We start from the raw sequence: 13,325 nt of genomic DNA, 5'->3' as shown, positions 1-13,325 counted from the left end.
CGCCGAATCGCCCTTTGAGCGCCTTGAAAGAGCGCCAAAAAGCACTATTTATTCAATAGCTTGTGGAAGGAGACTTTGCGCTAGGCGCATGGCCTCTTTCATGGCACAAATAGATCCATCAGCGCCTCATATTGCGCAGCTGATTCGGGACACCTCGAAGGCCTTACATGACAGAACCTGCCCGGCAGTCACCTGCCGACACTGAGCATCCCATTCCGATTGAATATGGCGCGGAATCGATCCGGGTGTTGAAGGGCCTCGACGCCGTGCGCAAGCGGCCGGGCATGTATATCGGCGACACCGATGACGGATCCGGCCTGCATCACATGGTGTACGAGGTCGTCGACAATGCGATCGACGAGGCGCTTGCTGGTCACGCCACGGCGGTCGAAGTCGTGCTCAATGCCGACGGCTCGGTGACGGTGCGCGACGACGGCCGCGGCATTCCGGTCGACATCCACAAGGGCGAAGGCATTTCCGCGGCCGAGGTCATCATGACCCAGCTGCACGCCGGCGGAAAATTCGACCAGAACTCCTACAAGGTCTCCGGCGGCCTGCACGGCGTCGGCGTCTCCGTCGTCAACGCGCTGTCGAGCAAGCTGCAGCTTCGGGTCTGGCGCGACGGCAAGGAGCATTACATCGAGTTCGCCCACGGCGATTCCGTTGCCCCGCTCAAGGTGGTGGGTGAAGCCAGTGGCAAGCGCGGCACCGAGGTGACGTTCTTTGCGTCGACCGAAACCTTCACCAATGTCGAGTATGATTTCGCGACGCTGGAGCATCGCCTGCGCGAGCTCGCGTTCCTGAATTCCGGCGTCAATATCGTGCTATCCGACATGCGCCACGCGGTCGAAAAGCGCGAGGTGATGCAATATGCCGGCGGCGTCGAGGAATTCGTCAAATATCTCGACCGCAACAAGAAGGCGATCGTGCCCGCGGCGATCATGGTGCGCGCGGAATTGAACGACATCGGCGTCGAGGCCGCGCTGTGGTGGAACGACAGCTACCACGAGAACGTGCTGTGCTTCACCAACAACATCCCGCAGCGTGACGGCGGCACCCATCTGGCCGGCTTCCGCGGCGCGCTGACGCGCCAGGTCAACGGCTATGCCGAGGCCAACGCGAAAAAGGAAAAAATCGCGCTGACCGGCGACGATTGCCGCGAAGGCCTCACCGCGGTGCTTTCGGTCAAGGTGCCGGACCCGAAATTCTCGTCGCAGACCAAGGACAAGCTGGTCTCCTCGGAAGTGCGCCCGGTGGTCGAGAACGTACTCAACGAAGCGCTGGCGGCGTGGTTCGAGGAACATCCGTCAGAAGCCAAGGTCATCGTCGGCAAGGTGATCCAGGCCGCCGCCGCGCGCGAAGCCGCCCGCAAGGCGCGCGAACTGACCCGAAAGAGTCCGCTCGGCAGCTCTTCGCTGCCCGGCAAGCTCTCCGACTGCCAGGAAAGAGATCCCGCCAAGTCCGAACTGTTCATCGTCGAGGGTGACTCCGCAGGCGGCAGCGCCAAGATGGGCCGCAACCGCGAATTCCAGGCGGTTTTGCCGCTGCGGGGAAAGATTCTCAACGTCGAGCGCGTTCGCATGGACAAGATGCTGTCCAGCGAACAGATCGGCACGCTGATCGCAGCGCTCGGCACCGGCATCAGCGACGATTTCAGCGCCGACAAGCTGCGCTACCACAAGATCATCCTGATGACGGACGCCGACGTCGACGGCTCGCATATCCGCACGCTGCTTCTGACGTTCTTCTATCGCCAGATGCGCGAATTGATCGACCGCGGCCATCTCTTCATCGCCCAGCCGCCGCTCTACAAGGTAACGCGCGGCAAGTCCGAGCAGTACCTGAAGGACGAGCGCGCGCTGGAGGATTACCTGATCGCAACCGGCCTCGACGATTGCGTCTTCAAGCCGGCCACCGGCTCGGAGCGCGCCGGCCGTGATCTGCTGCAACTGGTGGAGGACGCCCGCATCATCCGCGGCATCCTGCACAATCTGCACAGCCGCTACAACCGCATGGTGGTCGAGCAGGCCGCGATCGCCGGCGTCTTGAGCCCGAAGATCACAAGCGACATCGACACCGCCAATGCCGCCGCCGATTACATCGCCAAGCGGCTCGATGCACTGACCGACGAAGTCGAGCGCGGCTGGAGCGGACGCTTCACGGAGGGTGAAGGGTTCCTGTTCGAACGCACCGTCCGCGGCGTCAAGGATGCCGCCATTATCGACGACGCGCTACTCGGCTCCGCCGACGCCCGCAAGCTCGACGATTACGCGGCGAAGCTGCAGGAGGCCTATCCGAAGCCGGGCCTGTTGCGCCGCAAGGACGCCGAGATCGCGATTCATGGGCCGATCAGCCTGTTCGACGCGGTGACCGACGCCGGCCGCAAGGGCGTGGCGCTGCAGCGCTACAAAGGTCTCGGCGAGATGAATCCGGAGCAGCTCTGGGAAACCACGCTCGATAAAAACGAACGCTCGCTGCTGCAGGTGAAGATCAAGGAGGTCGACGAGGCCGACGACATCTTCACCAAGCTGATGGGCGACGTGGTCGAGCCGCGCCGCGAATTCATCCAGGATAACTCGCTCAGCGCCAACGTTGACGTCTAGGGCACGGAGTTCCAGTGGCGCCGATCCAATACATCGTTGAAGGCGGCCACCGGCTTGCGGGCACGATCGAGCCGTCCGGCAACAAGAATGCCGCGCTGCCGATCATCGCGGCGGCGCTTCTGACGGACCATCCGGTCACGCTGGAGAACGTTCCCCGCATTCGCGATACCGAGACGCTGGTCGAGTTGATCCGCTCGGTCGGCGCCTCGGCCGAATGGGTACAGCGCAACACGCTGAAAATCCACGCCAAGGAAATTCGCGCCGCCGATCTCGATCCCGAGCTTTGCGCGCGCATCCGCGCCTCGATCCTGCTGGCGGGCCCGCTGCTCGCCCGTTGCGGCGAGGTGGCGCTGCCGCCGCCCGGCGGCGACGTCATCGGCCGCCGCCGCCTCGATACGCATTTTCTGGCCTTCGAACAGCTTGGCGCCACCGTCACGGCGACGCACCGGCTGGAGTTCCGCGCCTCGCGGCTGAAGGGCGCTGACGTTTTCCTGGACGAGCCCAGCGTCACCGCCACCGAAAACGCACTGGTCGCCGCGGTCGCCGCCCACGGCACCACGCACCTGCGCAACGCCGCCTCCGAGCCGCATGTGCAGGACCTCGCCAACTTCCTGGTGGCGCTCGGCGCCAAGATCGAGGGCATCGGCACCAACACCATCATCATCCACGGACCGGCGACGCTGGGCGGGACCAGTTACGCGATCCAGCCCGACCACATCGAGGTCGGCTCGCTGATCGGGCTCGCCGCCGTGACCCGCTCGCCGCTGCGCATCGCGCGCGCCGGTGTCGAGCATCTGCGCTCGGTCCGGATGGGCTTTGAGCGGCTCGGTATCGTATGCGGCGTCGAAGGCGACGATCTCGTGGTGCCGTCCGGCCAGACCATGAAGATCCAGGATGATTTCGGCGGTCATGTGCCGAAGCTCGAAGACCAGCCATGGCCGGCATTTCCCGCCGACCTGATGTCGATCGCCATCGTCACCGCAACGCAATGCGACGGCGTGATCCTGATGTTCGAAAAGATGTTCGAATCGCGGATGTTCTTCGTCGACAAGCTGATCTCGATGGGCGCCCGGATCGTGCTGTGCGACCCGCACCGGGCCATCGTGGCGGGCCCGAGCCGATTGCGCGGGGCGTTGATGACGTCGCCCGATATCCGCGCCGGCATGGCGATGCTGCTGGCCGCCGTGGCCGCGGAAGGCACCTCGACAATCAACAACGCCGACCAGATCGAACGCGGCTATGAGCGGATCGAGGAGCGGCTCAATGCACTCGGCGCCAGGATTACGCGGGTGCCGGCGCGAGACGGCGGATAGGTCGCAGCCACCGTCACTTTTTCGGCCCGCCGCCGTGTTAGTTCTGATCCATGACCTCGCTCGACAAAATCGACGCACACGCGGTCGCGCCTGCCCCGGCGGCGCGGGCGCGCGGCCATCTGGCTGAGGAGTTCGCCGAAACACTGAAGCTCGCGGTGCCGCTGGCGCTGACGCAGCTCGGGCAGATCGCGATGATGACGACCGATCTGGCGTTCATCGGCAGGCTCGGCGGCGAAGCGGTCGCTGCGGCAGCCCTCGCGCATACGGTCTTCTTCGTGATCTTCACGTTCGGCCTTGGCCTGGTGTCTGCCGTGGCGCCGCTGGCGGCGCAGGCTTTCGGCGCGCGCGACCCGCGCATGGTGCGGCGCGCGCTGCGCGTCGGCCTGTGGGCGGCGGTGTTGATCTCGGTGCCGCTGATGATACTGCCGTTCCGCGGCGAGGCGATCCTGATCGCGCTCGGCCAGGCGCCGGCTGCCGCAAAGCTTGCGCAACAATATCTGTTCGGCCTCGCCTGGGGCATCCTGCCGGCGCTGTGGTTTATCGCGATACGCGGCTTCATGAGCGCCGTGAACCGGCCCGAGCCGGTGCTGTGGATCACGCTTGCCGCGATCCCGGCCAATGCGCTGCTGGTCTATCCGCTGCTCTACGGAAAATGGGGCCTGCCTGAACTTGGGCTGTTCGGCGCGGGCCTTGCGACCAGCATCGTCAATCTCGGAACATTCCTCGCCGGGCTGTGGTTCACCGCGCGCCGCCGGCCGTTCCGCAAATATCACGTGCTCGGCCGCATCTGGCGGATCGACTGGCCGTTGATGGGCAAGCTCGTCGTCATCGGCGCGCCGATCTCGATGGCGTTTATGCTCGAATACGGATTGTTCGGCGCGGCCGGCCTGCTGATGGGCCTGATCTCAACCACCGCGCTCGCCGCGCACCAGATCGCCCTGCAGATCGCGGCCATCCTCTACATGGTGCCGTTCGGGATCAGCATGGCGGCGACCGTCCGGGTCGGGCATGCGGTCGGGCGCCGCGACCGCGACGCCGTCAGGCGCGCCGGCTATGTCGCGATCCTGCTCGGGACGGTGTTCATGGCGACGATGACGCTTGCCGTAATCCTGGGACGGTTCACGATCGCCGAACTGTTCCTCGGCGAAGCCGTCGACGCCACGGCGACGCTGACGGCAACGCTGCTGCTGGTCGGCACCACCTTTTTCATCACCGACGGGATTCAGACCGTCGCCAACGGCGCGCTGCGCGGGATGAACGACACGCGCATACCCCTGGTGTTCGCGACCTTCAGCTACTGGCTTGTCGGCTTTACCTGCGCCTGGGCGCTCGGATTTCGGACATCGCTTGGCGCCGGTGGCGTCTGGGTCGGATTGTCCGTCGGCACCGTCGTGTTTGCTATTCTGCTGATCTTGCGCTTCCGCCTGCTCTCGAACAGGCTGGCGCTGCAATGACCGTTCGTGAAGTCACACCCGCGATTGACCCGAACACGCTACTGCCCGGCGCGCAGTTTGCCGACGCTTTCCGTATCGAAATCGGCGATCGCGCCCTCAATGCGCGGCAGGCGGCCGAGCGCATGATGGCGCGGCAGCCGCGATGGGCCGAAGCGCTGCTGACCCTGCGCAACATTCTGGTGGCGCCGTTCGGCCTCAAGACGTCAGGCGCCAGTTCTAAACCCAGAGAGATGGTCGGAATTTTCCCGATCGTGAGCGAGCAGCCCGAACGGCTGGTCGCCGGCTTCAACGACAAACACCTGGATTTCCGCATCGTCGTCGACGTCGCGACGTCAGGCGCCGCCCGAGAGGTCACCGCGACCACGCTGGTGCTGACACACAACTGGCTGGGGCGGACCTATCTGGCCGTCATCATGCCGTTTCACCGGCTGATCGTCCGCAGCCTGCTGCGTCAGGTCGCGGCCTGAATAGGGCCGATCCGCGGGCCTCCGTAGGACCGTTTTCCGTCGTGAACCTGTTGTTCCGAGCATGCGACTGAAACGTTAAGTCCGTGGCTGACGGCCGCGGTCGCACGACCCTTTTGCGTTAGCGGCAGGCTCTTACACGCAGCCTCGCGCCCGCGTGTTCGGAGACCCTCATGAAGCTGGCAAAATTCTTCCACCGTCCGCCGGGCGATGATGACCGCGGACTGCTGTTCATCCCGGGCGACGAGCCGACAGTTGTCGGCAAGTATATGAACGAGGCGCCGGGCGCGCGGAAAAAAGACGAGTTCCTGCGCAAGGAATATTCCAAACCCAAGACCGCCGTCGCCACGTTCCGCCGGCAAGTCGCCGAACTCACCGCAGCCGGGTATATCGAAACCACGCACACGGATTACATGCTGCGGAATCTGTTGCCGGATCCGCAGCCCAAGCCCGACTGGCAAAAGGGCCTCGACGATCTGATGCTGGCGGCGCTGGGCGAACCGCTTGACGTGCAGGCAAAATACCTTGCCGCGCTTCGGGATACGCCCGCGGCAAGCCAGCCGCTCTATCTCTGGCTCGCCGCCCATCACTTCTATGCCGACGATCAGGACAACAACCAGATCATTGCGCTTGCCGAACGCGGCCGCGACACCATCGCCGCCCACCGCGCCGCCAAGACGCCGCATTATTTCTGGTCGATGGAGGATCGCGACCTCGAGGTCCGAATATTGGAGGTTCTGAGCTGGGCGCATCTGCGCGCCGATAACCCAAAGGCCGCGCTGGAGGCAATCGAAGAGGCCTGTCGGATCGACGCAAGCCAGGACCGCGGCGCGCAGCTCGCGACGATTCTGGTCGAGCACTTTCCGGAGCGGCAGGAAGAGGCTTTCGATGACGCCTACAAATATCACGAGTTTGGCGGCTACGAAGACATCATCGCGCTGCCGGCCTATGCCGACTATGTCGCGCGGAGAAAACGCAAATCGAAATCCGACAAGGGCTGGCGTTGGCACACAAAAAAGCCGGCAAGCGAAGGTGACGTGCTGCAGGCCGAGCAAGAGCTCGGCGCCAACCTGCCGAAGGATTATCGGAGGTTTCTCACGACATACGGTTCGACCGAATTGCAGGTCCGGCTGCCGGAAGAGTCGGCCGAACTGTGCTTCTACCGGCCGACGGAACTGGCGACCCAGCGCAACAATCTGTTCAACTACATCACACGCTTCGAGAAGGATCCGGAAAAGGTCGACGCGTACTTCCGCGAGCACTACGGCGTGGCCGCGCGCGACCTGCTGCCGGTCGCCGCGCCCTCGCAGCACAGCCGCTGCCTGGTGATCAATCTTGGACAGGGCGAACGCTTTGGCTGGTGTTTTGAGTGGGACCATGACGGCAGCTGGGAACTCACACAGGCCGCGCCCAGCTTCGACGCCGCGCTGAAGGCGCTGACCTCCGGCATCGGGAAGCGCGATGCCACCGTTCTCAACTTTCTGGGCGTGTATCTCGATTAGGGTCGGTGGCCACATCCTTCGAGACGCCGCTCCGCGGCTCCTCAGGATGAGGGTCTAGCAATTCAGGATGGCGTCTTAGACCCTCATGGTGAGGAGCGCGGCAAGGCCGCGCGTCTCGAACCACGAGGCCCGTCAACGACGCGACATTGGCCTAGCTTTCGATTCCGGTTGCCTTCACGGGCGGCTTTGCCGACCACTCCGCGACACAGCGATCGAGATCGCCGATGTTTTGGCGCATCTGCTCCAGCGAGAATCCGAGCGCGAAGAAGCGCTCGGCGGCATCGCCCGGCAGGCCGCGGATCAGGCCGTCGCGGCGGACAGAGGCGACTTCCTCCGCGTAGCCCTGCAGCGCGAATTGCACGGGGTCGATCACCGGCGGGCTGGCGCCGCTGCGCAATGCGGCCGCCGACGCGCGCAGATGGGCTTCGATCGCCTCGCGCACGCCGGACAGAGGCGTATCCAGCCGCGCCTGCAAATTGGCAGGCAATGCCACCAAACACTCCCGTCCGATCATCACGACGTCATGACGCAGCCGCAGAATGGTCCGCAGCAGCGGACCGGTGTCCGGCCCTGATGACAGACGCGCCGCGCGCTCGCGCTCGGCTTCCTGCCCCATCGCATGCAAGGCCGTCACCGCAGCACCGATGCCGTCCTGGATCCGGTGCGCCGCGTCGTTGTCGAGGCCATGCGTCAGGCCAACCAGCAATTGCGAGAACGCGCCCGCGATCAGTTCGATCAGGCGCGCCGCATTGGCGCGGATCTGACGATGCGCCCGCGACGGCAATACCAAAAAGGAAGCGGCTAGCCCGGTGGACGCACCGACGGTGACCTCGATCAGACGATCGATCACGGAATCCAGCGGACTGGTGTGGTGCATCTCCGGGATCAGCAATACGATCACACCTGTCACGGTGGCCGCGGTCAGGCTGGGGTTGATCGATCCGAGATAGGCCAGCGGCGCCACTGTCAGCACCAGCAACGCCAGCAGGGCCGCTTCGCTCGAATGCGGAATCAGCACCGCAAGCGCTCCGCCATAGATCGCGCCGCCGATCGTTCCCAGCATATAGTCCGTGGTCGCCTTCAGCGACCGGCCGACGCTCATCTGGGTGACGATGAGGGAGGTGAGAACAGCCCATAGCGGCAGCGTCAGATGCAAGGCGTTTGCGATGGTGTAGGCGACAACCGCCGCCACCGTCACCCTGACGGCGAGCGCCAGCTGCGTCCTGCGCGACCGCAAACGACCTGCCACGCGCTTCAGAAAGCCGGCCATGCGCCCCATTCCGCAACCTGCAGGCGATCCTGCCTGTAAATGAGCTTTAGCATAGCTGATGCCCGCGACCCGGAGACGGCTTGAAAGGTGGATTCAGCCCGCCTACCCTGCGGGCCAAAACGAGGAAACACGATGGCCAACGAAACCGCAACGCTCGCCTCCTATGTCGCCAACCTGAAATTCGAGGATATTCCGCCGGAGGTATTGGCGCGCGCCAAGGTGCTGACGCTCGATTTCCTCGGCAGCACGATCCGGGCGCGGCGCGATGCGGAATCCACCGCCTCGCTGCTCAAGATGCTGGAAGCCTTGGCGCTGGACGGCAAGGGCGAATCCACCGTGTTCGGCGACAGCAAGACCTGGACGCCCGCGGTCGCCGCTTTGCTCAACGGCGCGCTCGGCCATTCGCTGGATTTTGACGATACCCACGCGGATTCCTCGCTGCATCCGAGCGCGCCCGTGGTGCCGGCGGCATTCGCGGTCGGCGAGATGGTCGGCGCATCGGGCCGCGACGTGCTCACCGCCATCGTCGCAGGCTATGAAGTGTGCTGCCGGCTCGGCAACGCGCTCGACCCCACCTCGCATTATGCGCGCGGCTTCCATCCGACCGCGACCGCAGGAACCTATGGCGCAGCCGCCGCCGCCGGCAAACTGTTCGGCCTGTCAAAGGACCAGATCATCTCGGCCTTTGGCGTCTCCGGCAGCCAGGCCGCAGGCTCGCTGCAATTCCTGGTCAATGGCGCCTGGAACAAACGCTATCAGGTCGGCGCCGCCGCGATGAACGGCGTGATCGCAGCGACCCTGGCGCGCAATGATTTTGTCGGTTCGAGCGAGTCGGTCGAAGGCAAACATGGCCTGCTCGTCGGCTACAGCGACAACGCGCATCCGGACAAGGCGACCGCCGGTCTCGGCAAGACCTATGAGACGCTCAGGATCGGCGTAAAGCCCTATCCGAGCTGCCGCTACACCCACGCGGCCCTCGATGCGCTGATCGCGATGCGCCGGGAGCACAATCTGACGCCGGACCAGATCAAGCGCGTCGAGATCGGCCTGCACCGCAACGGCATCACGCTGACCGGCGACGCCGCCACCAAGCGTCATCCGACCTCGATCGTCGGCGGGCAATTCTCGATGTTCTTCACCGGCGCGCTGGCGCTCGACCAGGGCCGCTTCGGCTGGGACGATTACGAACGGCTCGGTGACGCCGCCGTGAACGCGCTCGCCGACAAGTTCGACGTGGTGCAGGACGATCGCCTCGAGATCGGCCGCACCCATCCCTTTGGCGCGCGCGTCTCCATCACCACCGATGACGCCGTGCATGAGCGGCTCTATGCCGATCCTTCCGGCGAGCCGGATTCATTCCCGGACGCGCAGGCGATGCAGCAGAAATTCCTCACCCTCGCCCGCCCGGTGCTCAACGGCCGCGCCGACCAGCTTGCCGATGCGATCCTCTCGCTGGAGCGATTCGATCGCGTCGCGAAGGCTACGCAGTTGGGAAGGCAGTAGGGGCGCTTCTTACCTCGCCCCGCTTGCGGGGAGAGGTCGGATCGCCCTTGCGATCCGGGTGAGGGGGTACAGGTCTATCGATAGACCGTGATGGCGGAGAGAGCCCCTCACCCCAACCCTCTCCCCGCAAGAGCGGGGCGAGGGAGTCGGCTCGACTACCGCCCTTCAATTGCCGCGCGCCAGCTTCGCTTTGTCAGCGGTCGACGCGACGACGTCCGCCACCAGCCTGAACACCCCATCCGCCTCCGGCGGCCCGTTCGGCGAGCGGCCGAGCCGTACGATGACGAGCTTCTCACTGGGGATGATGATCACATATTGTCCCATCGTTCCCTTGGCGAAGAAGGCGTCGCGCGGCCAGCCGTGCTTGTTGCGATAGTTGGCGCCAAAACTGTCGCCGAGATTGGTCCAGAAGCCGGCGCCCATTCCGACCCAGGCATTCGGCGTCGGCGAGGCCGAATATTTCACCCAACCCTCGGGCAGGATGCGCTTGCCGCCGGCTACGCCGTCATTGAGATAGAGCTGGCCGAAGCGCGCCCAGTCACGCGCGCTTCCCAGCATCTGGCTCGATCCCTCCGCATTGCCTGACGCGTCGAATTCGATGGTCACGTTGCGCATGCCGAGCGGTGCGAACAATTCAGCGCGCGCGAACCGCAGCAGGTCCGCCGCCTTGCCGCCCGCCGCGTCGCGGACCACGCGCGAGAGGATGACGGTGTTGCCGTCATTGTAATTCCAGTGGCTGCCGGGCGGCGTCTCGAGTGGGACGCTCTGGGCATATCCGGCCATATCTGATTCCATGAATTTCATCCGGTTGACCGGCTCGAACACCGAACCGAGCGAGGCCTGCAGCGAACTGCCGAGCGCCAGCCCCGCGGTGTGACGCAGCAGATGATCCACCGTGATCGCACGCCTGGGATCATTGGCGCCTTGCCACGCCGCGATCGGCGCCGGCTGATCGAGCGTCAGCGCGCCCTTGCGCACGAGGATGCCGGTCAGCGCCGACATCACCGACTTGGTCGCAGAGAAGCCGAGGATCGGCGTGTCGATGCCGTAACCGTCGGCATAACGCTCGGCGACGACGCGGCCGTCCCTGAGCACCACAATCGCCTTGGTCGCACGCTTCGGCGGCTGCTCAGGCTCGGCAAAGGCGCGATCGAGCGCGGCGGCCAGTTGGGGATTCGCGCTCGCGACCACCGAAGGCCATGCGATGTCGGGCAATAGCGCCTGTGATGATTTGACATCGTCTGATGGCACCGCGATTTCGGCGACCGTACCGCCGTGATCGAGATAGCAGCCCAAACCTTCGCGGTAGACCGCGTGGCTGCGGCCGAGGCCGAGCAACGTCACCGTGGTTTCCTTCCGTGCCCGATCGACATGGTAATCCATCGCCCAGGTGATCAGGCTGACGCCGGGCATCGCGGCGGTGGTTTCGCGAAAAATCCGGTCCGGCTGCTGGCCGGACACGAAGGTCTCCGAGCACAGGATGTTGGCGACAAAGCCGGTGGCAATTTTGGGAACGTCGCGTGCCCGCGCCGCGGAGAGCGCCAGCGCGCCGAGCGCGGTGGTGGTCGCGAGGATGAGCAGCAGGTTTCGTCTGAACACATTGGCCTCCGGCATGACGCATGAGCGCGTGCCGGGCATGTTGGCGAAGGGGCTGCTGGCCGCTCGCCGGATTTGAAAATCGGGCTGGCCGAAACTGACGGGCGTCTCGCCGATTTTGAAATTGTGATGGAATTACAAGAATCTACGGATGACGGCCCGTGCTTCCCTTCTCCCCTTGTGGGAGAAGGTGGCGCGCGAAGCGCGCCGGATGAGGGGTCTCTATCCTCATCTCTAGCCCTACCGTGAGGAGAGAACCCCTCACCCGTCCGCGATGCTTCGCATCGCGTCCACCCTCTCCCACAAGGGGAGAGGGGAAGAGGCACCGATCAAACTGCCGAAGCGTTCTGCCGCCTATATTCGGTCGGAGTCACGCCCGTGACGGCCTTGAAGGCCCGGTTGAACGGGCCGAGCGACTGGAAGCCGGCGTCCATCGCAATGGTGATGACGGGGACTTCGGCCTGCGTCGGGTCTGACAGCGCGGCCTTGGCCTCCTCGATCCGGTGGTTGTTGAGGAAGACATTGAAATTGCGGTAGCCGAGCCGCTGGTTGATCAGCCGCCGCAATCTGTATTCGGGAATCCCAAGCTTGGTCGCGAGCGCGCCGATCGTGATGTTGTCGTGGCGGTAGATGCGCTCATCGGCCATCAAGCGCATCAGCGCATCGGTGAGTTTCTGGTCGGCGGCGCTGGATTCGGCCATGGCCGATTCGCCGGCATCCGCCCTTGCTTCGGGCGCGACCGGAAACAGATCGGCGCCATCCACGCGCATCATCGCGATCGCGATCGACCCAACCACCGCAGCCAGGGCCGCCGAATTCAAGGTGTTGGCGATTTCGGTCGCGCCATTGCCGGACAGCACTATCTGCAACACCGCATTTAGCCCGCCATAGAGCGCCGCCGCGCTCACGATGAAGACACGGACGCGTCGGCGGCCTTCGACCAGATCGGTCGACCACGACGCGATGGTCTGGACAACGGCCATGGCAATAAAACCGAGCACAAGCAAATTAATCGCCACGAACGAGCTTCGCATCGCGGAGACGATGGTTACCACCCCCTCGCCAACGACGAAGCTGTTCCGCATCATCGCGATTGGTGCGATGAACAGGCAATTCGTCAAGCTAAGGACGACAACCACAATCCAGATCAGAGCGTGCCACCAGCGCAGCTTGAACCCGTCATCAAACAGGGCGCGTGCGAATAGCCAGAAGACAACGACATTGCCGGTCGAGAGCGCGATCACTGGTGCAAGCGCTGGCGATACCGGCGAGGGCGTGCCGATCGACGAAGTCACGGCGTGCGCGGCCGATCCCACGGCAAACGCCGCCGCCAGCCGCCCGGCGAGCACGGTACCGAACCCGCGAAACAGCGACGCCGCGAGCACCAGCAGCAGCGCCACGATGGCGCCGCGCAAGGCGATGTCGATTGTGGAAAGCAGCATCGATCGACCCGGAAGCGCGGTCAGCCGCGCAAACCGCTTTTAGTGCAGATCGGCGCACGATTCAATTTTTGCAAGAGTGTCGGCTTACCGCCGTCCCTTTGATGCGATCAAGCCGGGACCGACGATAGTGTGTTTGGACGACGCCGGACGATCCCTGCTATGATCGCCGCAAATGCAA

At 64.5% G+C, this 13,325-nt stretch carries 9 protein-coding genes; 6 read left to right on the top strand and 3 right to left on the bottom strand.

The window, feature by feature from the left end:
* Positions 1-167: 167 nt before the first annotated feature.
* The 5 genes from gyrB (at position 168) to JQ611_RS30870 (ending at position 7,336) form a co-directional block, all read left to right on the top strand.
* Positions 168-2,603: a DNA topoisomerase (ATP-hydrolyzing) subunit B gene (gyrB, locus tag JQ611_RS30890; protein WP_212263216.1), complete on the top strand. Its 2,436-nt coding sequence runs from the start codon at positions 168-170 to the stop codon at positions 2,601-2,603.
* 14 nt (positions 2,604-2,617) lie between these two features.
* Positions 2,618-3,916, top strand: coding sequence for a UDP-N-acetylglucosamine 1-carboxyvinyltransferase (gene murA, locus JQ611_RS30885; RefSeq protein WP_192736310.1), 1,299 nt, complete (start codon positions 2,618-2,620; stop codon positions 3,914-3,916).
* Positions 3,917-3,966: 50 nt separating this feature from the next.
* The gene (locus JQ611_RS30880; RefSeq protein ID WP_212467555.1) at positions 3,967-5,370 is read left to right on the top strand and encodes an MATE family efflux transporter; all 1,404 of its coding nucleotides are present in this window, start codon (positions 3,967-3,969) and stop codon (positions 5,368-5,370) included.
* Positions 5,367-5,837, top strand: coding sequence for a DUF2867 domain-containing protein (locus JQ611_RS30875; RefSeq protein ID WP_212467554.1), 471 nt, complete (start codon positions 5,367-5,369; stop codon positions 5,835-5,837). The genes JQ611_RS30880 and JQ611_RS30875 overlap by 4 nt, the downstream gene beginning before the upstream one ends.
* Before the next feature lie 170 nt (positions 5,838-6,007).
* Positions 6,008-7,336 carry an SMI1/KNR4 family protein gene (locus tag JQ611_RS30870; RefSeq protein ID WP_212467553.1) on the top strand — a complete coding sequence of 443 codons (1,329 nt, stop codon included), beginning with the start codon at positions 6,008-6,010 and terminating at the stop codon, positions 7,334-7,336.
* A 151-nt stretch (positions 7,337-7,487) separates the two neighbouring features.
* On the opposite strand, the gene JQ611_RS30865 is transcribed toward JQ611_RS30870, so the two are convergent.
* Positions 7,488-8,606 carry an aromatic acid exporter family protein gene (locus JQ611_RS30865; protein ID WP_212467552.1) on the bottom strand — a complete coding sequence of 373 codons (1,119 nt, stop codon included), beginning with the start codon at positions 8,604-8,606 and terminating at the stop codon, positions 7,488-7,490.
* Positions 8,607-8,738: 132 nt separating this feature from the next.
* Here JQ611_RS30865 and JQ611_RS30860 point away from each other — a divergent pair, with 132 nt between their 5' ends.
* Entirely contained in the window at positions 8,739-10,109 is a 1,371-nt protein-coding gene (locus JQ611_RS30860) for an MmgE/PrpD family protein (protein WP_212467551.1), read from the top strand.
* A 165-nt stretch (positions 10,110-10,274) separates the two neighbouring features.
* Here JQ611_RS30860 and JQ611_RS30855 read toward each other — a convergent pair whose 3' ends face one another.
* Both JQ611_RS30855 and JQ611_RS30850 read right to left on the bottom strand, forming a co-directional pair.
* The gene (locus JQ611_RS30855; protein ID WP_212467550.1) at positions 10,275-11,708 is read right to left on the bottom strand and encodes a serine hydrolase; all 1,434 of its coding nucleotides are present in this window, start codon (positions 11,706-11,708) and stop codon (positions 10,275-10,277) included.
* Positions 11,709-12,034: 326 nt separating this feature from the next.
* Positions 12,035-13,147, bottom strand: coding sequence for a helix-turn-helix domain-containing protein (locus JQ611_RS30850; protein ID WP_212467549.1), 1,113 nt, complete (start codon positions 13,145-13,147; stop codon positions 12,035-12,037).
* Between the last annotated feature and the right edge of the window lie 178 nt (positions 13,148-13,325).

Origin of the sequence: Bradyrhizobium sp. AUGA SZCCT0182 (assembly GCF_018130185.1) — a bacterium.
Classification (GTDB): Bacteria; Pseudomonadota; Alphaproteobacteria; order Rhizobiales; family Xanthobacteraceae; genus Bradyrhizobium.
The sequence above is the reverse complement of the archived record's forward strand: the minus strand, read 5'-3'. Positions and strand labels throughout refer to the sequence as shown.

Excerpts from the sequence above, each read along its gene's own strand:
- gyrB (WP_212263216.1), top strand. The coding sequence starts at position 168 with ATGACAGAACCTGCCCGGCAGTCACCTGCCGACACTGAGCATCCCATT.
- JQ611_RS30870 (WP_212467553.1), top strand. The coding sequence starts at position 6,008 with ATGAAGCTGGCAAAATTCTTCCACCGTCCGCCGGGCGATGATGACCGC.
- JQ611_RS30875 (WP_212467554.1), top strand. The coding sequence starts at position 5,367 with ATGACCGTTCGTGAAGTCACACCCGCGATTGACCCGAACACGCTACTG.
- JQ611_RS30850 (WP_212467549.1), bottom strand. The coding sequence starts at position 13,147 with ATGCTGCTTTCCACAATCGACATCGCCTTGCGCGGCGCCATCGTGGCG.
- JQ611_RS30865 (WP_212467552.1), bottom strand. The coding sequence starts at position 8,606 with ATGGCCGGCTTTCTGAAGCGCGTGGCAGGTCGTTTGCGGTCGCGCAGG.
- JQ611_RS30860 (WP_212467551.1), top strand. The coding sequence starts at position 8,739 with ATGGCCAACGAAACCGCAACGCTCGCCTCCTATGTCGCCAACCTGAAA.
- JQ611_RS30880 (WP_212467555.1), top strand. The coding sequence starts at position 3,967 with ATGACCTCGCTCGACAAAATCGACGCACACGCGGTCGCGCCTGCCCCG.